The following is a 22,309-nucleotide window of genomic DNA, read 5'->3' as shown; positions in this document are numbered from 1 at the left end:
AGCGGCGCGGACGGTCCCGGGGAGGAGGGGGTCCGCGCCAGCTATCACGCCATCTCCTTCAGCATCGCATCAAGCGTGGTGCCGAGTTCGCTGGGCGAGGGCGACACGCGGATGCCCGCAGCCTCCATCGCGGCGATCTTGTCGTCGGCGCCGCCCTGGCCGCCCGAGACGATCGCACCGGCATGGCCCATGCGGCGGCCCGGAGGCGCCGTGCGGCCGGCGATGAAGCCGACGGTCGGCTTCGAACGGCCCTTGGCGGCTTCCTGCTTGATGAATTCGGCCGCTTCCTCTTCCGCGGAGCCGCCGATCTCGCCGATCATGATGATCGACTTGGTATCCTCATCGTCGAGGAAGAGGTCGAGTACATCGATGAAATTGGTGCCGTTCACGGGATCGCCACCAATGCCGACCGCGGTGGTCTGGCCGAGGCCGACCTGCGTGGTCTGGTGGACGGCTTCATAGGTCAGAGTGCCCGAGCGCGAGACGACGCCGACGCTGCCCTTCTTGAAGATGCTGCCGGGCATGATGCCGATCTTGCATTCGCCGGGGGTCAGTACGCCGGGGCAGTTCGGGCCGATCAGGCGCGACTTCGAGCCTTCCAAAGCGCGCTTCACGCGGACCATGTCGAGCACGGGGATGCCTTCGGTGATCGCGACGATCAGTTCCATCTCGGCATCGATCGCCTCGAGGATCGAATCTGCCGCGAAGGGCGGCGGAACGTAAATGCACGATGCGGTCGCGCCGGTTTCGGCCTTGGCTTCGGACACGGTGTTGAAAACCGGCAGGTCGATATGCGTGGTGCCGCCCTTGCCGGGGGTAACGCCCGCAACCATCTGCGTGCCATAGGCAAGCGCCTGCTGCGTGTGGAAGGTGCCGGTGTCACCGGTCATCCCCTGGGTGATGACCTTGGTGTTCTTGTCTACGAGGATGGACATGATCTTCCTTCGACTAAATTAGGAGTGATGCGGCGAAAGTGGGTATTGCGACGACTATCAGGTAGGATGCCAGAAATTCTAAAGTTCGGCCCCGCCATCGCTTACGTTCGAGAATTCCGAATAGTGGTGGAACAATCAGAGCAAAAAGCAAAAACGGTGCGAGCCAAAGAATGACATAGGCAACCGCAAACGAGATAATGGCGCCCACCCCATAGATCAGAACCACATCCTTGTGCGGAGACGGTCCTATTCGCTTGGGGTAGCCAGACTTCGCCATTACGCCAGCGAGCTATCCAGACCCTTGCAGGCTTCCAGCAGTTCCTCGACCGCGTCGGTCGAGACCTTGAGGTTGCTCTTCTCTTCGTCCGACAGCTCGATCTCGATGACATCCTCGGTGCCGTCCGCGCCGAGCACGGTCGGGACGCCCACGTAGAGGCCGTCGAGGCCATACTTGCCTTCGACGTAGCTGGCGCAGGGCAGGATGCGCTTCTGGTCGCCCAGATACGCCTCGGCCATGGCGATCGCGCTGGTAGCCGGCGCGTAATAGGCCGAGCCGTTGCCGAGCAGGCCGACGATCTCGCCGCCGCCGCCGCGGGTGCGCTTGACGATTTCGTCGAGGCGATCTTCGGAGACGCCCTTGATCTTGGCCATGTCCTTCACGGGAATGCCATTAATGGTGGAATAGGACAGAACCGGGACCATCGTGTCTCCGTGGCCGCCCAGCACGAAGGCGTTCACGTCCTTGACCGACACGTCGAATTCCCAGGCGAGGAAGGTGGCGAAACGCGCGCTGTCAAGCACGCCGGCCATGCCGACGACCTTGTTGTGCGGCAGGCCGCTGAATTCGCGCAGCGCCCAGACCATCGCGTCGAGCGGGTTGGTGATGCAGATCACGAATGCGTCAGGGCAGTTGTTCTTGATACCTTCGCCAACCGCTTTCATCACCTTGAGGTTGATGCCGAGCAAATCGTCGCGGCTCATGCCGGGCTTGCGCGGCACGCCGGCGGTGACGATCACCACGTCGGCGCCGGCGATGTCGGCATAGTCGTTCGAACCGGTGATCTTGGCGTCGAAGCCTTCGATCGGGCCGCACTGCGACAGATCGAGCGCCTTGCCCTGCGGCATGCCTTCGGCGATGTCGAACAGGACGATGTCGCCCATTTCCTTCTTCGCCGCGAGGTGGGCGAGGGTGCCTCCGATCATTCCGGAGCCGATGAGGGCGATCTTCTTGCGTGCCATGGAGGGTAGCGTCCTTGTTCCTGCCGTGCGGGACAGTGATGATACCCGGACCGTCGCTGGGCCGCGCTACATGTGTCCCGCAAAGGAAGCACGGCACCCGGTCGATTGCGCGTGCGGCCTAGGCTGCCGCGCAGACGAATGCAACCGGCAATCGACCCTGGGAAAGAACTATCTTTGCAAATAGTTCGCAATTGCAATAAATAGGTGAAAACTCGACGTTTGCACCGCATCGACGCATGGTGCGGCATTCGGTTCCGGGTGCAGTAGGCGCTGCGTCAACCGGCACGCAGACGGGCCTGCCTGGAAGCGCCAGCGGTCCGCTCGTCGGCCAGCAACTGCGCTGCTATCTCGCTCGGGACCGCGCGACCGAAATGATAGCCCTGGCCGAGCGTACATCCCGCCGCACGAACCAGGCGGACCTGCTTGCGTGTTTCAATTCCTTCGGCCACGATCTCGATCCCCAGCGTCCGGCCCATCTGCGCGACTGCATAGATGATCGCGTCGCTCTTGCGCCCGGCGCGCGCGCCCGAGACGAAGCTGCGATCGACCTTGATCTTCGAGAACGGCCACTGGCTGATATAGCCGAGCGAGGAATAGCCCGCGCCGAAATCGTCGAGCGCGAAACGCACGCCTGCCCGAGACAATTCCTCGATGAACAGTGCGATGTGCGGACTGTCTTCGAGAAAGAGGTTTTCGGTCACCTCGAGTTCGAGACGTTCGGGCGGCAGGCCCGCTTCGCGGATCGCCCTGAGGATGCCCAGCGCCGAACCGGGCGCCCGGATCTGGAGCGGCGAAAGATTGACCGCCACGCGCACGTCGCTCGGCCAGCTTGCCGCGGCTCGCGCCGCTTCGCCGGTGAGCCAGTTGCCCAGCGAGACGATGGCACCGCAATCCTCGGCAATCGGAATGAACACGTCGGGCCGAATCTCGCCGAGCTTCGGGTGGGTCCAGCGCGCCAGCGCTTCGAAACAGCGAATGCGGCCCGTCGCGAGATCGACGATCGGCTGGTAATGGACGGTCAGCTCTTCACGTGTGAGCGCGAGGCGCAGTTCGGCTTCGATTTCGCGGCGCTGGTTGAGGTCGGCGGTCATCGCCCGGTCGAAGAAACGAACCTGGGAACGACCGACCGCCTTGGCCTCGAACAGCGCAAGATCGGCATGGCGCATCAGTTCGTCGGCTGTCGTGCCGTCGTCGGGCGTCAGCGCGATGCCGACCGAGGCATCCATTTCGATCCTTTCCCCCTCGACCCGCATCGCACGCCGCACCTCGCCGAGGATCTGGCTGGCGAGGAGCGAGGCGCCGGGGCGGCTTTCCACGGCGGCGGCAATCACGAATTCGTCGCCGGCAAAGCGGGCTACGGTGCCGCGCCCCTCGACGAGCTTCGACAGCCGCTGGCCGATCGTGGTCAGAACGGCATCGCCGATCTGGTGGCCCTTGAGATCGTTGACTTCCTTGAACCGGTCCAGATCGAGCCAGAAGAGCGCGATCTGGTAAAGCCCTTCGGCCTGCTCCAGCACTTCGGGCAGGCGACGGTTCAATCCGGGCCGGTTGGCAAGACCGGTAACAGGATCGGTCATTGCGATGACTTCCATTTCGGCAGCCAGGGCGGCGCTGCGATCGGCGGCGTGCAGCGAATCGCGCAAGGCGCGGAAGATCGAAGAAACGATCGAGTACATCGCGGGGAACAGGAGGGCGATCGTCAGCGCGAGGAAGGCGGCGGCGACCGACCCTTCGAAAAGAGCGGCGATCACGATCGGCGAACACACCAGTGTGAGCTGGCCGAAAGCGATCGTGGGGCGCGCCGCATTGTGGGCGCAGATGCCGATACCATAGCCGATCGCATTCGAGATGATCAGGACCTGCGCCATGGGATCGATCTCGAGCGCCACGGCGGAGGCGGCGATGAGACCGAGGACGAGACTGAAAGCAAATGCGCCGAGCCTATAGGTCAATTCCAGCTTGACCGGGCTGACATCCTCGGGCCCTTCCGCCGCGCGGCTTGCATTGAGGATGCGAAATACGGCGATGACGCTGAGCAGCGATGTCAGCGCATAGAGCAGCACGATGTCCGAAATGAAGGCGACCGCAGCGCTCGCGAGAGCACAGGTTACCGCACCGATCCCCAATGCTGCCCGGCGACGATATAGTGAACCGACGAGCGCGGTATGCGCTTTCTCGCTGAGCGGGTCCGCCGCGGCCTCGCACGCGAAAAATTGTTTCCATCGCAGGGACTTATTCCGTCCGTCCATACGCGCAAAGATAGATCGGATCGATCATCGATTGGTTAACGGGGCGCTCCGAAAGAATAGCAGGTTGGCCGTAGTCCCCTGCCTTAGCGGGCCAGGAACGTCTCGATGGCGATCCTGTCCTCGAGCTGGCCTGCAAGCCGCCGGTCGAGCGTGCGGCACACGCCGAGCCACCAGCGATATCCTTCGCGATCACCGGTGAAATGCGCCTGTTCTGCCTGTTGCCGCGCCGCCCGAGCCGCACCGAGGCCATGTTCCGCGAAATGTCGCAGTGCCGCGCGCATCGTGTTGTCGAAACTCGAGGCCGCGGCCTGCATCTGCGCGGCATCGCCATTGTCGTTGGCCGCGCGGGCATGGGCCTTCCGCGCCAGCGCGCGGGCGATCGGCGAATGCGCGGTTGAACGGGCGGCGGCGAAATGGAGGGGCATGCTTCTGACCTCGTGAAGCTCGTGTGCGACGATCTTCACCTAGCGGGTCCGGACTAAGCATCTCTTCCGCGACATGGTTGTGAGAAAGTAAAGAACTCGCCCCTTGAACGCGAGGATCACCGCTTGCCCGGCTCGGCGATCCACCTGCCGGAATTGGCATATTCTTCCCGGACACTGCCCGATTGCGGCAGGTTGTCCGTGTCCGGTGCGGAAGCGCTCGCGCCGACCGGTGCCTGGGTGCTGGATCCGACCGCGATTGCCGCATTCGAAGGCGGCGCGGCGACACGTACCGGCCCCGGAACTTCGGCCTGGGCACGGCGGATATTGGGCGCGGCGAGCGGCTCGCCGCCGGCATAGGTGTCGGTGAACGCCCCAGCCGTTCCCGCGCCTCCCTTCCAGCGGTAGAAGCGATGCGCGCCGATCGCGCCGATGAAATCGAGGCTCGCAGCCCAATAGGGGTTCACGTAATTGGTGTGGTAATGTGTTGCGAGGCCAATGGGTGCGTAGACCTCGCCCGCCAGCGCGGCGAGCGCGACCGATTGCGCCACGGCCCAGGCCCTACGCGACGGGGTGCGCCGCATTGACCCGTCGCAAGTAAAGCTGAACTGACAGCCGGTGGTCCGCTCCGATCCCTGGAACACGACCCCGCAGATGCTTGCCGGATAGGCGGGATGCGCCACGCGGTTGAGCACGACCTGCGCGACTGCCTGCTGGCCGGCGTAACTCTCGCTCGCAGCTTCGTAATAGACCGCCATCGACAGGCATTGCAGCGCGCGCGCCTTGTCGAGCCCGCTGCCCGCCTGGCGAAACGCCTGCGCTGCCGCGCCCGCGCCATGGCTCTCGGCGAATTCTACCGTTTCCAGCGTGCCTTCGCTTTCGCGTAGATCGGCCAGATCGGTGGCGAGCCGCGGGGCATCTTCGAGATAATAGAAGGCCGAGCCGGGAAAGCTTTCGCCCGGCGTCTCGAAGGGCATGGCGGTAAGGGCAACGCGTTCGTCTTCGAAGCCCAGGGCCAGCTTGAATTCGGACCATTCGCCTTGCGCAGCAGCGGTCGGAAGCGCGATCGCCGCCGCGAGAATCGCGCCGCGCGCCGCCCATTGCCGCCGATCGGTCGGGCGGGATTTGCGGCGGCGCGACCGTGCCGACGGCGCGCCGCGTGCGCGTCTCGCCTGCCCGGATCCCGCCGTCCTTCTGGTCACTAAGCTTCCTTCCATCGGCGCTGCATTCTAGCGAATTCGGCGCCTGGCCGACAGGCGCATGGGGCCACCATCCCTTTTCGGGACTCTGGCAGGCCCGCCCATAGCACTGCAATGTTTAACGAAGACCCATCTTGTGCATTGCGGCATCGCGGGCTAATCGGGCGCTCGTGTCACGGGTTGGCCTGTTCATGCAGGCCCTAAGAGGGAAGGAGGTGCCCCGAGGCCGCCGCGAGGCGGACAGGGAAATCCTCCGCTGCCCCCGCAACTGTGACCGGGGAGCGATCCCGCCACATGCCACTGGGCCGAAGCGGTCCGGGAAGGCGGCGGGACAGCGTCGATCCGGGAGCCAGGAGACCTGCCTTTGACCGTCGTTCGGCCGCGGGCGGGGTGTACCGATGGCAAACGCGGAAGGCGCAATCCCGCACCTTCCCGTCATGGGCGGCATTTCGTCCACGATGGGAGGTTTTGTGCGTAAATATCTGCTTTTTCTATCCGTTTCCCTGTTTCCGTCCGCCGTCCAGGCGCAGAATACTGCTAACGACGACACCGAAATCGTCATTGCCGATTATCGCGAGCCGACGATCACCGTGACCGCCAACGGGCTGGGCACCGCGATCGTCAATACGGGCCAGGCGGTGACGATCGTCGATCGCGAGGAGATCGACAGCATCCAGGGTGCCGATCCCGCGCGCGTGCTGCGCCGCACGCCCGGTCTGTCGCTCAGCCGCAATGGCGGGGTCGGCGGCTTCACCGGGGTGAACCTGCGCGGCGCCAATTCGGAACAGCTCCTGGTGCTGGTCGACGGTGTGCGCGTGGCCGATCCGGCAGCGCCCGGCGGCGGGTTCGATTTCGGCAACCTGCTGCTCGGCACCGCGTCGAAATTCGACATACTGCGCGGCTCGAACAGCACGATCTGGGGCTCGGACGCGATCGGCGGGGTGATCGACATCTCCACCCGAGGCGAAACCGGCTTTGCCGGCAATGTCGAATACGGGTCGCGCGACACGCTGTTCACCAGCGTGGCGGGCGGCGTGAGCGGCGAGGGGTATTATGCGGGGCTCACCGGTTCCTGGTACCGGACCGACGGCTTCTCCACCGCTGCATCGGGCACCGAGCGCGACGGGTTCGAGCAGCTCGCGCTGGGCGGCCAGCTCTTCGTCGACGTGACCAGCAATCTCGAACTCTTCGCCCATGCCAACTGGAGCGAGGGCGATCTCGACCTCGACGGCTTCCCCGCGCCCACTTTCGCTTTTGCCGATACGCTCGACACACAGGAAACGCGGCGCCACTGGGGCGATGTCGGTTTCGCCTGGTACGGCAACGATCTGACCCTGCGCGGTTCCTACAGCCTGTCGGACACTGCGCGCGACAATCTCGATGCCACCGGCTCCACCACCTTCGCTTCCGACGGCCATTCCGAACGCGTATCCTTGCGCGGCGAATACCGCGCGATCGGCCCGGTCACCGTCGCCTTCGGGGCGGACAAGGAATGGACCGACTATTCGGCCAGCTTCAGCCCCGACGGCGAGGCAGACATCTTCGGCGCCTATGTCCAGCTCGGTTTCGTCATGGGCCGCTTCGCCGCGCATGTCGGATCGCGCGTCGACGACCATTCGCTGTTCGGCAGCAATGCAAGCTACGGCGCCGACATCTCCTACGGCTTCGGCAGCGACTGGCGCGTGCGCGCGAGCCTGGGCGAAGGGTTCAAGGCGCCGACGCTGTTCCAGCTGCTGTCCAATTTCGGCAATACGGCGCTGCAGCCCGAGGAAAGCACCAGCTTCGACCTCGGCGTTGAGAAGGGCGAGCGGGGGCGCGGCACGCATCTCGCGCTGACCGCCTTTCGCCGCGACAGCGAGGATCTGATCGGCTTCGTATCCTGTTTCGGTGTGGCGGGCGGCATCTGCACCAACCGCCCGTTCGGGACCTACGACAACACGGCCCGCGCGCGCGCGCAGGGGATCGAGGCCGAAGCTGGCTTTGCCATTGCAGAGGGTCTGCGCCTGTCGGGCGTCTACAGCTATGTCGATGCGGAAGACCGCACCACCGGCCTGCAACTCGCACGCCGGGCGAAGCATCTCGCCACGCTGTTCGCCGATTACGAGGCTCCGTTCGGCCTCAAGCTCGGTGCCGATCTGCGGCTGGTCGGGGCGAGCTTTGACAATCCGACCAATACGACCCGCCTCGACGGCTACGAAGTGTTCGACCTGCGCGCCGCCATGCCGCTTTCCGAAGCGGTCGAGATCTACGGTCGCGTCGAGAATGTGTTCGACAGCGATTACCAGAGCGTCGCGGGCTATAATTCGCCCGGTCGCGGCGCCTTCCTCGGCGTGAGGGGACGGATGTGAAACCCCTGATGTCCGCGTTGCTCCTGCTGCTCGCCGGCTGCGCGGGCGAGGGACCGGCGCGGGTCGGCGGCGAAGGGGGCGGGGGCGAGCGGCCGACCATCGTCAGTCTCAATCCCTGCAGCGACGCGGTGCTCGCCGAGGTCACGGCGCCTGGACAGCTGCTGGCGATCTCGCATTACAGCAAGGATCCGCGCTCCAGCTCGATGGACATGGCCACCGCCGCGCGTTTCCCGGCGACCGGAGGCACGGTGGAGGAAGTGCTCGCGCTCGATCCCGATGTGGTCGTGGCGGGCAGCTTTCTGGCGCCCGCCACGCGTGCGGCCTTCGCCGATCTGGGGATCGAGGTGGTCACCTTCGGCATTGCGGGGGATGTCGCGGCAAGCCTGCAGCAGGTCCGCGATCTCGCATCGCTTGCCGGTAATGTCGCCGCAGGTGAGCGCCTGATCGACACGATCCAGCAAGCGCTTGCCGAGGCGCGGCCTGCCGGCGACGAACCGGTCGAGGTGCTCCTATGGCAACCGGGCGGGATCGTGGCGGGCGAACAGGCGCTGGTGAGCGATCTTCTCGCGCGGACCGGATTCGAGAACGTCGCTCCCTCCCGCGGGCTTTCGCAGGCCGATTATGTCGCGCTGGAAGACGTGGTCGCCGCGCCGCCGCGGGTTCTCCTCGTCGCCGGAAGCCAGATGGGCCAGCGCCATCCGGTGTTGGACGCTTTGCCCGACATGCGCCGCGAGCATTTCGACACCGGCCTGCTCTATTGCGGCGGGCCGACGATCATCCGCGCGGTCGAGCGGCTTGCCGAAATCCGTGAGGCGGCATCGTGAACCGCGCGACGCTCATCTTGGCAACGCTGCTGCTTCTGGTCCTGCCGGTCTCGCTGCTCGCGGGGCGCGTCTGGCTCGACCCGGCAACGACCCCAAACGCGGCGATCATCCTCGCCGAGCTGCGCCTGCCGCGCGCCATGTTGGCGATCGTGGTCGGCGCGGGGCTGGGAGCGGCGGGGGCGGCGATGCAGGGCTATCTGCGCAACCCGCTCGCCGATCCGGGCCTGTTCGGGATCGCTCCCGGAGCGGCGCTGGGCGCAGTTGCGGCGCTGTGGTTCGGTTATACGATATCGCCCTGGTTGTTGCCGCTGTTCGCGCTGGTCGGCGCGGGCGGGGCTATGGCGCTGCTGGCCGCGATCGCGGGGCGGACCGGCGGGATCGCGCTGTTCACGCTTGCCGGACTGATGGTGGCGAGCCTTGCCGGGGCGCTTACCGCACTCGCGATCAGCATGGCCCCCAATGCCTTTGCGATGAGCGAGATCGTCCTGTGGCTCAACGGCGCGCTGACCGACCGCAGCTGGCGCGAAGTCTGGCTCGCGGGCCCGCTGGTCGGCCTCGGCGTCGTCCTGCTGTGGCGCAGCGGGACATCGCTCGACGCGCTCACGCTGGGCGAGCCGGTGGCGCGCTCGCTCGGCGTGGACACCCGCCTGCTGCTGTGGTTGCTGATCGCCGGGGTCGGGCTGACCGTCGGCGCGAGCGTGGCGGTCGCCGGGATCATCGGCTTCGTCGGATTGATCGTGCCGCACCTCGTGCGCCCGCTGACCGACCGGCGCCCTTCGCAACTGATCGTGCCCAGCGCGCTTGCCGGGGCCTTGCTGGTCCTCGTCGCCGACAGCGTGGTGCGCGTGCTGCCGCTGGTCACCGAACTGCGGCTGGGCATCGCCTTGAGCCTGCTCGGCGCGCCGTTCTTCCTGCTGTTGCTGATGCGCATGCGCCGGGGGCTGGTATGAAGCTGACCGCGCAAGAGCTGTCGATCGCCGAACGCCTTTCGGGCGTTTCGCTCACGCTGGAACCGGGCAGCATCACGGCGATCTGCGGCCCCAACGGGGCGGGTAAGTCGAGCCTGCTTGAGGCGCTCGCAGGCTTGCTCCATCCCGATAGCGGGGAGGTTGCCATGGACGGGGCTGCGCTCGATGCGGTGCAGCCGCGAGACCGGGCAAAGCGTATCGGCTATCTCCCGCAAGCGCATGAAATCGCGTGGGATGTCCCGGTGCGCAGCCTCGTCGAGCTGGGCCGTATGCCGCATGGCGACCGGCGTGCCGAACCGGTCGATGCGGCGCTGCAGGCGCTCGATATCGAGCATTTGGCCGGGCGCCGGGCGCAATCACTCTCAGGGGGAGAGACCGCGCGCGTCCTGCTTGCGCGGGTGCTGGCGGGCGAGCCGCGCTGGATCCTTGCCGACGAACCGCTCGCCGCGCTCGATATCGGCCACCAGCTCGCGCTGCTGCGCCATTTGCGGCGCGCGGCGGATAGCGGTGCGGGCGTGGTGCTCGTTCTGCACGATCTCGCGCATGCCATGAATCATGCCGATCGCGCGATCGTGCTCGATGAGGGCTGCATCGCCGCCGACGGCGCATGCGAAGACGCGCTCGACCGGCAGGTGATCGAGCGCGTCTGGAAAGTGCCTGTCCGGTGGATCGGCGAACCGGGCCACCGGGCACTGGTGAGCGGCTGATTACTCGGCCGCGTTGGCGGGCAGCGCGCCGTCGGACACTTCGCTGTCGGGAGCCTCGTCGCCCGCGATGAGGCCGCGTGCGGCCAGCATCGGGGTGACGTCGGGCTCGCGACCGGCGAAATTCTCGAACATCTTGAAGTAATCCATCGTGCCGCCCTGGCTGAGCACGGTGGCGCGGTAATGGTCGCCGTTCTCGCGCGTCAACCCGCCGTTTTCGATGAACCACTTGCGGCTGTCGCGATCGAGCATCTCGGTCCACAGGTAGCTGTAATAGCCGGCCGAATAGCCCGAGGGCGAGCTGAAGATGTGGTTGAAATAGGTGCTGCGATAGCGCGGCGGCACCAGGTCGATCTCGAGGCCGAGTTCTTCGAGCGAGCGGCGTTCGAAGGCATCGACCTTCTCCGGCGTGTCGATCGCGGCGGCCTCTTCGGGCGACAGCGCGCTCCACTTCATGTCGAGCAACGCGGCTTCGACCACCTCGCCGAAGTCATAGCCCTGGTTGAACTTGGCCGCTTCCTCGATCTTGGCGATCATCTCGTCGGGGATGGTCTCGCCGGTCTCGTAATGCTTGGCGTAGTTCGACAGCACGCTGGGCCAGGTCGCCCACATTTCGTGGACCTGGCTGGGGTATTCGACGAAGTCGCGCGCGGTCGCGGTGCCCGAGAGGCTTTCGTAACGCTGGTTGGCGAAGAAGCCGTGCAGCGCGTGGCCGAATTCGTGGAAGGTGGTGTTGACCCAGTCGAAGCTGACCAGCTGAACCTCGCCTTCGGGCGCCTTGGGGATATTGAGCACGTTGTAGATCGCCGGCTTGTTGCCCCACATGTGGCTCTGCGCGACGAAATTGCTCATCCACGCACCGCCGCGCTTGGAGGCGCGCTGGAACGGGTCGAAATAGAACAGGCCGAGTTCGCTGCCGTCGCGGTCGAACACGGTGTAGGTCCACACGTCGGGGTGATAGACCGGCAGGTCGTTACGCCGCTCGAACGTCAGGCCGTAAAGCTCTTCGGCCATGTAGAACACGCCGTCCTCGAGCACCTTGTCGAGCACGAAATATTCCATCACCGCGTCTTCATCGAGATCGTAGCGTTCGGCCTTGATCTTGTTGGCGTAGCGATACCAGTCCCACGGCTTCACTTCGTAATCGCCGCCATCGGCGGCGATCGCTGCGTTGAGCATGGCCGCCTCGGCGCGCTGCGTGGCGGCGAGCGCGGGGACCATCTGCTCCATGAAGCCGAGCGCGGTGGCGGGCTTTTCGGCCATCCGGTCCCACATCGCATAGCTCGCCCAGTCGGGCTCGCCGAACAGCGCGGCCTTTTCGGCGCGCAGCGTGGCGATCTTGGCGATCAGCATGCGCGTGTCGACATCCATCTGTCCGTCGGCGCGGTGATAGCTCGCCATGAACAGCTTCTCGCGCGCGGCGCGGTTTTCCATGGTCGGGAGCAGGGGCTGCTGCGTGGTGTTCTGCAGCGCGATGGCGAATTTGCCCGGCTGGCCGTTTTCGGCGGCGAGGTCGGCAGCGGACTGGATGTCGCTGTCCGACAGGCCGGCGAGATCTTCGCGGCTGTCGAAGAACACCGGATTGTCGTTCATCGCCGAACGCGCGAGCTGGCTGAATTCGGTGGTCAGCGTCGACAGTTCGGAATTGATCGCCTTGACCCGCTCGCGCTCGGCATCGCTCAGCAGTGCGCCGGCATGGACCATGCCTTCATAGGTATCCTCGAGCAGCTTGGCGTCTTCGCGCGTCATCGTCATCGAGGCGCGGTTGTCGTAGACCGCCTTCACGCGGGCGAAGAGTTCGGGATTGAGCGTGATCGAATCGCCATGCGCGGTCAGCTTGGGGCTGATTTCGGTGTTGATGTCGTCGAGCCGGTCGGTCGTGTTCGAACCGGTCAGCGCGAAGAACACGCGCGCCACGCGGGTGAGCATGCGGCCCGATTTTTCCAGCGCGACGATGGTGTTCTCGAATGTCGGTGCGGCAGGATTGTCGATGATCGCCCGGATTTCGCCCTTGTGGATCGCCATGCCGGTCTCGAACGCCGGGAGATAGGCGTCTTCCGAAATCTTGCCGAAGTCCGGTGCCTTGAACGGCAGCGTGCTGTCGTTGGCGAAATAGGCGGCCGCCCATTCGTTCGATTCGCTGGTGTGGGTGTCTTGCGCCATGGCGGGGCTTCCCGTTGCGGTGACAATGGACAAAGCTGCTACGGCAGTGGTGGCCAGAATGCGGGCCTTCATGATGTTCCCCTCAAGGATTGATGCGCCGGACGGTCGCCGGGCGCAGGAATGCGACAATGGATGCGCGCTTGGACCGCTTCGCGTGCGCGCGCAAGCGCTGCAAAGTCGCCGGTCGGCGCGTTTCCTACATTGGTCGAATGCGGGAGAAACGCATTGTGTTCCGAAGCACTCGTCCTATCGCCGGATCACGAACTCGCCATCGCGCATCACCGCCGCGATCGATCGTGTCGCTGGCTCTTTAGCGAGGCTTTTCGTCGAGGGGCACGACATCGCCGTCGTGCCGCTCGGCCTGGTCGCGTGCCGCGGCCAGCGCTTCGTCGAGCGCCTGGCGATTGACGGTCATCAGCCGCGGGCGCCCTCCGTCCTCGTCCACCACCAGCCAGATTGCGCCGAGGCCGAAATAGCCGCCCTGATCTTTGGCGACGCTCATGCCGGACAGGTCGAGCCGCTGCAGCAGGTCGAGCATGGCGGGATCGAAGATTTCGTCGAACACCGCTTCGACCTCGTCGCGATCCTCGATCTCGCGGCGGTTCCCCTGCGCATCGATATAGAGCAGCGGAATGCCGATTTCCTCGAGAATGCGCGCCTTGTTCCCGCTCGCCGCCGCGTCGCGCAGGGCGGCGATCGCGGCGTCGAACTGGCTGGCGCTGGTGCCGGTGGAACAGGAGATCGCGCCGCCATCGACGAAATCGTGCTCGCGGTCGAACTGCGTGCGGCGTTCTTCCTGGCTCGACCAGACCAGCAGCAGGCAGTCCTCCGGCTGCGCCGCCGTATCGGCCAGCATCTGCCAGTCCGGCTTGCCATCGGGCGCCTGATCGGGCGCGCAGCCCGCAAGCGAGAGCGAGAACAGCGCCAGCAAGGGAAGGGTTGCGGTCTTCATGGCCATGGTTCGAGTGGATAGCGGACCACCGGCTCGTAGAACGAGCCCTCGGGCCGCAGGAATGCTTCGTAGAGAATATAGTCTTCCACCTGCCAGGGGCCAAGGCGTAGCCCTTGATGGCGCAGGAGAAAGCGATCAAGCGGCCCGGCCGACCGATTGAGCCGCGCAAGCGTGATATGGGGGTGGTATTTGCGGCGTTCGGGCTCGAGCCCCGCATTCACGCATATCCGCTCGACGCGCCGTTGCAGGCGCTGGAGTTCGGGACTGTTCTCGATCCCCGCCCACAAAGTGTGTACCCGGCCCTTCTTGGCGAAGGTTCCGACACCACGGACTGTCAGCTCCGGCGACGGGCAGTTCGCCGCGTGCAGGCGCCCGGCCAGCTCGTCCGCCTGGTGGCTGTCGACTTCCCCGACGAAACGCAGTGTCAGGTGCAGCTGGTCCTCGTCCTGCCAGCGTGCGCCGTCGACACCCTCCATCAGATCGATCAGCGCGTCGCGGATGGCGGCGGGTGGGCGGATGCCGATGAAAAGGCGGTGGGACATAGCTTCCGGACGCCGCTCGATCGGCGCATGGCAGGAGATTCAGGCGGCGAGACGCCGGAAGCGCCGGCAACGGGCGCCTTCGCTCCGTAGAGCGCTTGGACCGCCTGTTGCAAGCTGATGCCGGCCCCTTTGCCGCGCATCATGGGCGATATGCCGACCGGGTTGCAAACGCACCGTTCAGGCCGAGCTTTGTGCCGCAGCCTCGCGCGGATTTTCGTATGATGCATCCATGAAGATTTTGGCGCGCCGTTCGCTGCGATATTGCAGTCCCTTGGCAAATTTCCCGCCGGCATGCGTATAGTCGAGTTCGTCGGCGATCGCCTCGTAATCGCCGGCATCGATAGCGGCATTGAGCCGCGGGCTCCGGTCGGGAGAGACATTGCCGAAACCGACATTGTAGACGAGGTCCAGCAGCGCATCGAATTCGTGCTGGTATAATGGAAGGTCACCGACCAGATGGCGTACGCCCTGTTCGGCTTCGGCCAGGTCGGCTTCAAGGAAGGCGAGGACCTGGCCCTCGCTCACCCGGTCGCCGACACGCAGATTGTCCTCCGGCTCGACCAGGTGGCCCACGCCCACGGTCGGATAGCCCGCGACATCGCGGTAAACCGTATAGCGCACGCCCTCTTCTTCGATCAGCGCCTGTTTGAAGGTGTCGCTGGCCTTGAGCAGGACGGCGGGTTGCCGCACGCTATGGGCATCGTCGATTACCATTTGCGCCGTATTCAGCGGCTGCACGGGCTTGCGGGCCTTGGGCGGGCCGGTGAAGGCGGTCAGACCCAGCGCGCCGGCACCTAGCATCAGCGTGGCGCGCTTGCGCGTAGACAGTTGTGGCCGGACATCGAATGCCTTTGCCGCGGCTTTTCGCGCCCGACGCAGCTCCCGCCTATGCTGGCGCTCGCGACGCAGGCGCTTGAGGAAGCTCTTCGGATTGTCGCCCTTCTCGCCGCGCAGCGAGGTATGTGACCAGTCCACTTCGTCGAGGGGACGGTTGAGGTCGTCGAGGAGCGCCTTGAGCTTTGCCCCCGAGCGGTCATTGTGTGCGGGCACCCGATCGGCTCCGCCTGTTTGGTTCGCGTTGTTCGCGGTGTCCTTGTCCATGTGGAGAGGCACCTTTCATTGCGTAATTGGTTCGGGACACCTGGATTGCGACCCGCACATGCGGTTCCATGCGCGCTGGCAAGGTGTCGGACTTGTATATGAAACGGTTCGGGGGAGGGCATCGGTCCCCAATTCGTCGCTGTCGCGGAACGTCCGGACGGCGAATCCCCGTGCTCAGGCGGCGCGACGCACCCTGTTTCGCCCGGTGTTCTTGGCCTCGTAACAGGCAATATCCGCGCGCAGCAACGCATCGTCCAGACTTTCGCCGAACCGCCAGCCAGTGAGGCCGATGGATGCCGAAATGGCGATCCCCGAATGATCGGTGAATTGCCCTTCGAGCTCGGTAATCGCGACCCGCAGACGTTCCGCCGCTTCGCTGACGACGGCATCGTCCAGCCCGCGCGCGATCACCAGAAACTCCTCTCCGCCGAGGCGGAATGCCTGGTGTTCTCCCTTGTCGCCGAGCGTCGTGCACCATTCGCGGATCGTATCCGCCGTCGCGATGATCACGTGATCTCCGACGCCATGCCCGAACGTGTCGTTGATCGTCTTGAACCGATCGAGGTCGATCGTCAGCAGGTGGCGCGAAAGCGGGCTGCGGTCGCGGCGCGTGTCCTCGAACAGCATGCGGCGATTGAACAGGCCGGTCAGCGGGTCGCGCCAGCTTAGGAATTCGGCATGGGCAAGCGCGTCGGCGAGATCTTCGGAAAGCTGCCGGTTCTCGACCAGCATTTTTGCCGAGCTGTGAATGTGGTGGCCGGTCGAGGAACTGTAGATTCGCACACCGAGGACGGCCAGGGTCAGGACCGCGATCATGCCGGGATCGCCCGAAGCGGGATGGAACAGGATCAGCCCGCTGGCCGTCAGCCAGAAGCTTGCCAGCATGGCGTCGCGAGATGCGGGGAGCGCCGCAAGCGTGACGGATATCAGCGTCACGGCGACGATGACGACGACCTGGATCAGCCCGATCGCCACCATGGAGGCCCCGGGCGGCTGCGGCCACAACATCAGCGCCAGCGTGACGCCGGTCAGCGACATGGCCCCGAACAGGACGGCGCGCGCCGCCTTCACCGGCTTGCGCGTGCGCATGCGCCTTTCGAGTTGCGCGACCGCGCGACGCGTAAACAGGAACGAAGCGAGGCGCAGGACCAGCAACAGCGCCATAAATGCGGGGTTGGGCAGCATCGCCACGCCGACTGCCAGCAGGCCAAGCCCAATCAGGCTCGAGACAAGCGAGCGACGCTCGCGTTCGAGCATGGCGATAACCGCCTCGCGCTCGATTTCGTAGGAATCGACCGGGGCGCGTGCGAGGACGCCAGCGATATTGCCGTCAAAGTTGTCGTCGATTCGCACCGGTCCCGGCGTCAACCCCCTCTCATCGTTGGAAAAAGGAGCATAGTGCCAATTCGTTAAAGAATCCGCTCCCGCGCTCCGTTTTCCGGTGGCGGGGATAGGACGGCGCTGTTTGCCGGCTTCGTGCGTGATCCTGTCCCGCCTTTGCTTGCTGGCCGATGCGCGACAAGACCTCGCAATATCGCGATATGTTCCTAAGTCTGGGGTCGCGCGCCGCGGCGACTGCTGTCGCCTTCCGTATCGGCCCGGTCTTCGGCCTCCCTTCGTTCGAAATTCCGATACGGAACGTGTCTTGACTTATGTGAACAATTTAGGAACATCGCTCCCCCATGGCTCTCACCAAGATCTCCGTCCGCGGCGCCCGCGAGCATAATCTCAAGGGGGTCGATATCGACCTGCCGCGCGACGCGCTGATCGTGATCACGGGCCTTTCGGGCTCGGGCAAGTCGAGCCTCGCCTTCGACACCATCTATGCCGAAGGGCAGCGGCGCTATGTCGAAAGCCTGAGCGCCTATGCGCGGCAGTTTCTCGAGATGATGCAAAAGCCCGATGTCGAGCATATCGACGGGCTCAGCCCCGCCATCTCGATCGAGCAGAAGACGACGAGCCGCAACCCGCGCTCGACCGTGGCGACGGTGACCGAGATCTACGACTACATGCGCCTGCTGTGGGCGAGGGTGGGGGTGCCCTATTCGCCCGCCACCGGCCTGCCGATCGAAGCGCAGACCGTCTCCAACATGGTCGACCGCGTGATGGCTTTGCCCGAAGGCACGCGGCTCTACCTGCTCGCGCCCGTGGTGCGCGGGCGCAAGGGCGAATACCGCAAGGAACTGGCCGAATGGCAGAAAGCCGGTTTCACCCGCGTGCGGATCGATGGCGAGATGTACCCGATCGAGGAAGCGCCCGCGCTCGACAAGAAGTTCAAGCACGACATCGAGGTGGTGGTCGACCGGCTGGCGGTGAAGGAGGGCCTCGAAACGCGCCTCGCCGACAGTTTCGAAACCGCGCTCAAGCTCGCCGATGGGCTGGCCTTTGTCGACCTGGCGGACGGGACGGTGGCGGAGGTCATGGCACAAGCCCCAGCGAAGGCAGGGGCCTCAGGCGGTTCCGGCGCGACCCCGAATGAGGTCCCTGCCTCCGCAGGGACACCTGCCGAAGATGGCGGCAAGATGAAGGGCGCGGGCATTCCCGCCAACCGCATCGTCTTCTCCGAGCGGTTCTCCTGCCCCGTCTCCGGCTTCACGATCGAGGAAGTCGAGCCGCGGCTGTTCTCGTTCAACGCGCCGCAGGGGGCCTGCCCAACCTGCGACGGGATCGGCGAGAAGCAGCTGTTCGACCCGCAGCTGGTCGTCCCCAACGAGGCGCTGTCCTTGAAGAAGGGCGCAGTGATGCCCTGGGCGAAGAGCAATCCGCCGAGCCCCTATTACATGCAGGTGCTCGCCAGCCTTGCGCGCGAATACGAGTTCAGCCTCGAGACCCCGTGGGAGGATTTCGATCGCGAGATCCGCGACATCATCCTCTACGGCACCAAGGGCCGCGCGATCCCGCTCACCTTCAAGGACGGGCGCAAGGAATATACGGTCAAGAAGCCGTTCGAGGGCGTGATCGGCAATCTCAACCGCCGCATGCTGCAGACCGAGAGCGCGTGGATGCGCGAGGAGCTGAGCAAGTTCCAGACCGCGCAGCCATGCGAAACCTGCCATGGCAAGCGGCTCAACGAGAAGGCGCTGGCGGTGAAGATCGGCCAGGGCGACGACGCCACCGACATCGCCACCCCCACCAAGATGAGCGTCGCCGATGCGAATGCCTGGTTCCTCGCGCTGCCCGATCAGCTGACCGAAACGCAGGGCCAGATCGCCAAGGCCATCCTCAAGGAAATCAACGAGCGGCTGGGCTTCCTCGACAATGTCGGGCTCGACTATCTCAACCTCGACCGTACTTCGGGTACGCTGTCGGGCGGCGAGAGCCAGCGCATCCGCCTCGCCTCGCAGATCGGCTCGGGCCTCTCGGGCGTGCTCTACGTGCTCGACGAGCCGAGCATCGGCCTCCACCAGCGCGACAACGACCGGCTGCTCGAAACGCTCAAGCGCCTGCGCGATCTGGGCAATACGGTGATCGTGGTCGAGCATGACGAGGACGCGATCCGCGCCGCCGACCATGTGGTCGACCTCGGCCCCGGCGCGGGCGTCCACGGTGGCGAAGTGGTGGCGCAGGGCACGCTCAAGCAGGTGCTAAAGTCCAAGAAGTCGCTCACCGCCGACTACCTCACCGGCCGCCGCGAAATCGCCGTCCCGGCCGAACGGCGCACAGGCAACGGGCATCAGCTCACCGTCCACGGCGCGCGGGCGAACAATCTCCGCGACGTCACCGCCTCGATCCCGCTCGGCACCTTCACCTGCATCACCGGCGTCTCGGGCTCGGGCAAGTCGTCCTTCACCATCGATACGCTCTACGCCTCCGCCGCTCGCCAGCTGAACGGCGCGCGCGTGGTCGCCGGCGCGCACGAGAAGGTCACCGGCCTCGAGTATTGCGACAAGGTGATCGAGATCGACCAGTCACCTATCGGCCGCACCCCGCGCTCCAACCCGGCGACCTATACCGGCGCCTTCACCCAGATCCGCGACTGGTTCGCCGGCCTCCCCGAAGCGCAGGCGCGCGGCTACAAGCCGGGCCGCTTCAGCTTCAACGTCAAGGGCGGCCGCTGCGAGGCGTGCCAGGGCGACGGGCTGATCAAGATCGAGATGCACTTCCTGCCCGACGTCTACGTCACCTGCGAGGAATGCGGCGGCAAGCGCTACAATCGCGAAACGCTGGAGGTGAAGTTCAAGGGCCACTCAATCGCCGACGTGCTCGACATGACGATCGAGGATGCGGAAGGTTTCTTCAAGGCCGTCCCCCCGATCCGCGACAAGATGCACATGCTGAACGAGGTGGGGCTGGGCTACGTCCAGGTCGGCCAGCAGGCGACCACGCTGTCAGGCGGCGAGGCGCAGCGTGTGAAGCTGGCCAAGGAACTCAGCAAGCGCAGCACCGGCCAGACACTCTACATCCTCGACGAGCCCACCACGGGCCTCCACTTCGAGGACGTCCGCAAGCTCCTCGAAGTGCTCCACCGGCTGGTGGAGCAGGGGAACTCTGTGGTGGTGATCGAGCACAATCTCGACGTTATCAAGACCGCCGACCACATTCTCGACCTCGGCCCCGGCGGCGGCGTGCGGGGCGGGGAGGTTGTTGCGGAGGGCACGCCTGAGGAGGTTGCGGAGGTGGCGGAGAGCTATACGGGCCAGTACCTCAAGCCGATGCTGGAGCGGCAGCGGGAGGCTGCGGAGTAGGTAATCGGACTGGTATCCCAAAAATCCGCATTATCTGCGGATTTCCCTTGCATTCTGCGGATCGTCAATCATATATCAACAAATGCAGCGGAAACGTTGCATACGTCCCATGTGTGCCGACCGCGTTTCATAGGAAACTAGGAAAGCACCAAGCCGTAAGTTGATGTGCGGTCGTGTTGCGGAAGCGCATCAACTCGGTAGGTCGTCTAAATCATGAGGGCTGGTCCGGCCGGACCCCCCTCTGATGGCCGGCCTTCCCAAGGGCATGTTAGGGAGATATTTTTCTCTCTGTGACGAGCAACAAATAAGAATTTCTTTTGGTAACGGTCGGGCTAGTCCCGACCGTTACTTTTTGAGGCCTCTAAGAAAATCGTTCGGAGCCACATTCAGGTGCGGATTGCCCTTCCGCCCGGCGAAATCTTCATGGCAAGTGCACAGATTTGCTCGAACTTGATTTCTCCCAAACGTGCAATCGTAGTGAAACGCAGGATCGTAAGGGAAGCCGAGCCTACGCCTCCCATTTAGGAGGCAGCCAACTTCGTGGTTTTTAAAATTCGGTCGCGAAAAGCCGTGACGGGCTGAGCCAGGCGGATGGAACTGCAGGCCAGTATCATCTACGAAGTATGACCTCTTTCCTCGCTCTGACTTACGTGGGTGACTGGATTCGATCATACCACATGCAGAGTCAATTTGAAGTTGCGCATCATCCTCATCGCCGCAGCTCATCTTCTGGAAGCGATCTAAGCTAGGCTGTAAGATTGATGAACGGAAATTGCGGTAGGGAAGAAGAAGAGGCGTCCTGTTATCGTTCTGTGCCAGATTTCGTCCAAGCTGAGTAACCCAAGTGCGCGCTTCGTTGGCTGCAGCCCGAAGACGTTTTACCAGTTCGTTGACTGACTTCCCAGAAATAGTCGCGGAACCGTGCGTAAAATTCCATTCTACCCGCCGGGCGAACAAAGCGGGGGAAACGAATTTGCACACGATATCTATGTTGGGACGTTCAATAATGAGAGCCACAAAAGCGGTGCGTTTTAATCGGTTGTGATGATCATTCGCTAACGGCTTCTCAAACCGGTTTAGGAAGCTAGTGCAATATTTCTCATCATAGCCACCCGAATCCATTGGATGAACGAACAGGTCGCCGTTCTCTCCAGCAATTTGACGGATTGAGCGGTCTAGCCGCGACTGCGCATCTCGTGGAGCTCCGGCAACGCCAAAGAGAAGGTTCATTATCTGACGCTATGTCGTTGGAGCTTCGCAACCACATCAAGCGGCATCGAAATTCGTGACAAATCAGGCGTGTCTAGAACGGAAAGCAATAAAGATAGGGCGCTTCCTCGACCTTCTCCCGATGGGACATGAAATAGGTCGACAACATTTACGTTATGTAATTTGCACCATTCGCTGATCAGCTCATATACCGCATCCACTCGAGACCCGGAAATTGTCGCATGCGGATAAATGAACCTACGCTCAATCTCTAAGTAATTCCCGGAAGGCTTGCCGGAACTATTGTCTTGCCAATCATGAGTTGGCTGAAGTGCAAGCCAGCGTGTCTCGCCGTCCGACAGTTCGGCATTGAATGCTTCCCAGATTTTTCCCTCGATACGCGGGCGCCGCCGCGCATGGTGCTTCGGAGTTGAAGGTTCCGGCCAAGCGCCAGTGTTGTCTGCTTCTTCGGCGGGCAACACTGCGAGAATTTTTGTGTCTTCTGGATGACTGATGACTTTAAGTTTTTCGGACGCCGCCTCTTGCAAAAATCCCGCTAACCCTTGCTCTCCGACAACTGACCTGAAATCGATCTCTTCGCTCGACAACCACTGACCGATGGCCGATAGATAAACGGCTTTTCCCCTCTTACGGAAAAATTCCAGAACGTAGGCACTTATCTTTGCAACCAGCTCATCCGCTTGCAAACTTGGAGCTCCGGTGTCTGGTTGGTGTGCGTTCATGGTTCAAAATCTCGCAAGTGCTTGGC

General features: G+C 64.0%; 17 protein-coding genes and 1 riboswitch. Of the genes, 5 read left to right on the top strand and 12 right to left on the bottom strand.

What is annotated here, in order from left to right; all coding sequences use genetic code 11:
* Positions 1-44 precede the first annotated feature (44 nt).
* From sucD to ACQY4G_RS14790, 5 genes are all read right to left on the bottom strand, one after another.
* Positions 45-935, bottom strand: a complete 891-nt coding sequence (gene sucD / locus ACQY4G_RS14810; RefSeq protein ID WP_421992017.1) for a succinate--CoA ligase subunit alpha — start codon at positions 933-935, stop codon at positions 45-47.
* Between the two features lie 276 nt (positions 936-1,211).
* A complete protein-coding gene (gene mdh / locus ACQY4G_RS14805; protein WP_291172672.1) occupies positions 1,212-2,174 on the bottom strand; it encodes a malate dehydrogenase in 963 nt (320 codons plus the stop codon).
* Between the two features lie 275 nt (positions 2,175-2,449).
* A complete protein-coding gene (locus ACQY4G_RS14800) occupies positions 2,450-4,423 on the bottom strand; it encodes a putative bifunctional diguanylate cyclase/phosphodiesterase (RefSeq protein WP_421992015.1) in 1,974 nt (657 codons plus the stop codon).
* A gap of 83 nt (positions 4,424-4,506) precedes the next feature.
* Positions 4,507-4,887: a hypothetical protein gene (locus tag ACQY4G_RS14795; protein ID WP_421992013.1), complete on the bottom strand. Its 381-nt coding sequence runs from the start codon at positions 4,885-4,887 to the stop codon at positions 4,507-4,509.
* A gap of 77 nt (positions 4,888-4,964) precedes the next feature.
* A complete protein-coding gene (locus tag ACQY4G_RS14790; RefSeq protein ID WP_421992011.1) occupies positions 4,965-6,047 on the bottom strand; it encodes a cell wall hydrolase in 1,083 nt (360 codons plus the stop codon).
* Positions 6,048-6,204: 157 nt separating this feature from the next.
* A riboswitch (cobalamin riboswitch) is annotated at positions 6,205-6,424 on the top strand.
* 90 nt (positions 6,425-6,514) lie between these two features.
* On the opposite strand from ACQY4G_RS14790, the gene ACQY4G_RS14785 reads away from it, so the two are divergent.
* From ACQY4G_RS14785 to ACQY4G_RS14770, 4 genes are read left to right on the top strand one after another with little or no spacing between them, the layout of a single operon-like run.
* Positions 6,515-8,392 carry a TonB-dependent receptor plug domain-containing protein gene (locus tag ACQY4G_RS14785; RefSeq protein WP_421992009.1) on the top strand — a complete coding sequence of 626 codons (1,878 nt, stop codon included), beginning with the start codon at positions 6,515-6,517 and terminating at the stop codon, positions 8,390-8,392.
* Positions 8,393-8,400: 8 nt separating this feature from the next.
* Positions 8,401-9,216: an ABC transporter substrate-binding protein gene (locus ACQY4G_RS14780; protein WP_421992007.1), complete on the top strand. Its 816-nt coding sequence runs from the start codon at positions 8,401-8,403 to the stop codon at positions 9,214-9,216.
* The gene (locus tag ACQY4G_RS14775) at positions 9,213-10,166 is read left to right on the top strand and encodes a FecCD family ABC transporter permease (protein WP_421992005.1); all 954 of its coding nucleotides are present in this window, start codon (positions 9,213-9,215) and stop codon (positions 10,164-10,166) included. The genes ACQY4G_RS14780 and ACQY4G_RS14775 overlap by 4 nt, the downstream gene beginning before the upstream one ends.
* Complete coding sequence (locus ACQY4G_RS14770) at positions 10,163-10,891, top strand: ABC transporter ATP-binding protein (RefSeq protein WP_421992003.1); 729 nt, start codon at positions 10,163-10,165, stop codon at positions 10,889-10,891. The genes ACQY4G_RS14775 and ACQY4G_RS14770 overlap by 4 nt, the downstream gene beginning before the upstream one ends.
* Here ACQY4G_RS14770 and ACQY4G_RS14765 read toward each other — a convergent pair whose 3' ends face one another.
* From ACQY4G_RS14765 to ACQY4G_RS14745, 5 genes are all read right to left on the bottom strand, one after another.
* Positions 10,892-13,123 carry a M3 family metallopeptidase gene (locus ACQY4G_RS14765; protein ID WP_421992001.1) on the bottom strand — a complete coding sequence of 744 codons (2,232 nt, stop codon included), beginning with the start codon at positions 13,121-13,123 and terminating at the stop codon, positions 10,892-10,894.
* Between the two features lie 238 nt (positions 13,124-13,361).
* A complete protein-coding gene (locus ACQY4G_RS14760; RefSeq protein WP_421991999.1) occupies positions 13,362-14,003 on the bottom strand; it encodes a hypothetical protein in 642 nt (213 codons plus the stop codon).
* Entirely contained in the window at positions 14,000-14,545 is a 546-nt protein-coding gene (gene thpR / locus ACQY4G_RS14755) for an RNA 2',3'-cyclic phosphodiesterase (protein ID WP_421991997.1), read from the bottom strand. The genes ACQY4G_RS14760 and thpR overlap by 4 nt, the downstream gene beginning before the upstream one ends.
* Positions 14,546-14,722: 177 nt before the next feature.
* Entirely contained in the window at positions 14,723-15,646 is a 924-nt protein-coding gene (locus ACQY4G_RS14750; protein WP_421991995.1) for a lysozyme, read from the bottom strand.
* Between the two features lie 174 nt (positions 15,647-15,820).
* Positions 15,821-16,999, bottom strand: coding sequence for a diguanylate cyclase domain-containing protein (locus ACQY4G_RS14745; RefSeq protein ID WP_421991993.1), 1,179 nt, complete (start codon positions 16,997-16,999; stop codon positions 15,821-15,823).
* A gap of 329 nt (positions 17,000-17,328) precedes the next feature.
* On the opposite strand from ACQY4G_RS14745, the gene uvrA reads away from it, so the two are divergent.
* Positions 17,329-20,331, top strand: coding sequence for an excinuclease ABC subunit UvrA (uvrA, locus tag ACQY4G_RS14740; RefSeq protein ID WP_421991991.1), 3,003 nt, complete (start codon positions 17,329-17,331; stop codon positions 20,329-20,331).
* Between the two features lie 345 nt (positions 20,332-20,676).
* Here the strand turns inward: uvrA and ACQY4G_RS14735 are convergent, their stop codons facing one another.
* The gene (locus tag ACQY4G_RS14735) at positions 20,677-21,561 is read right to left on the bottom strand and encodes a hypothetical protein (RefSeq protein WP_421991989.1); all 885 of its coding nucleotides are present in this window, start codon (positions 21,559-21,561) and stop codon (positions 20,677-20,679) included.
* Positions 21,561-22,283 (bottom strand): hypothetical protein, encoded by a 723-nt coding sequence (locus ACQY4G_RS14730; protein ID WP_421991987.1) that lies wholly within the window; start codon positions 22,281-22,283, stop codon positions 21,561-21,563. Before ACQY4G_RS14730 ends, ACQY4G_RS14735 begins: the two co-directional genes overlap by 1 nt.
* Positions 22,284-22,309: the final 26 nt, after the last annotated feature.

The sequence above is a fragment of the Qipengyuania sp. genome (genome assembly GCF_965277845.1).
GTDB lineage: Bacteria > Pseudomonadota > Alphaproteobacteria > Sphingomonadales > Sphingomonadaceae > Qipengyuania.
Note: the sequence above shows the minus strand (reverse complement) of the source record. Positions and strands in the feature narration are given on the sequence as shown.

What these genes read in the sequence shown, in the direction of transcription:
- sucD (WP_421992017.1), bottom strand. Translation starts at nt 935, where the DNA reads ATGTCCATCCTCGTAGACAAGAACACCAAGGTCATCACCCAGGGGATG.
- mdh (WP_291172672.1), bottom strand. Translation starts at nt 2,174, where the DNA reads ATGGCACGCAAGAAGATCGCCCTCATCGGCTCCGGAATGATCGGAGGC.
- ACQY4G_RS14800 (WP_421992015.1), bottom strand. Translation starts at nt 4,423, where the DNA reads ATGGACGGACGGAATAAGTCCCTGCGATGGAAACAATTTTTCGCGTGC.
- ACQY4G_RS14780 (WP_421992007.1), top strand. Translation starts at nt 8,401, where the DNA reads ATGTCCGCGTTGCTCCTGCTGCTCGCCGGCTGCGCGGGCGAGGGACCG.
- ACQY4G_RS14770 (WP_421992003.1), top strand. Translation starts at nt 10,163, where the DNA reads ATGAAGCTGACCGCGCAAGAGCTGTCGATCGCCGAACGCCTTTCGGGC.
- ACQY4G_RS14765 (WP_421992001.1), bottom strand. Translation starts at nt 13,123, where the DNA reads ATGAAGGCCCGCATTCTGGCCACCACTGCCGTAGCAGCTTTGTCCATT.
- ACQY4G_RS14760 (WP_421991999.1), bottom strand. Translation starts at nt 14,003, where the DNA reads ATGAAGACCGCAACCCTTCCCTTGCTGGCGCTGTTCTCGCTCTCGCTT.
- thpR (WP_421991997.1), bottom strand. Translation starts at nt 14,545, where the DNA reads ATGTCCCACCGCCTTTTCATCGGCATCCGCCCACCCGCCGCCATCCGC.
- ACQY4G_RS14750 (WP_421991995.1), bottom strand. Translation starts at nt 15,646, where the DNA reads ATGGACAAGGACACCGCGAACAACGCGAACCAAACAGGCGGAGCCGAT.
- uvrA (WP_421991991.1), top strand. Translation starts at nt 17,329, where the DNA reads ATGGCTCTCACCAAGATCTCCGTCCGCGGCGCCCGCGAGCATAATCTC.
- ACQY4G_RS14735 (WP_421991989.1), bottom strand. Translation starts at nt 21,561, where the DNA reads ATGAACCTTCTCTTTGGCGTTGCCGGAGCTCCACGAGATGCGCAGTCG.
- ACQY4G_RS14730 (WP_421991987.1), bottom strand. Translation starts at nt 22,283, where the DNA reads ATGAACGCACACCAACCAGACACCGGAGCTCCAAGTTTGCAAGCGGAT.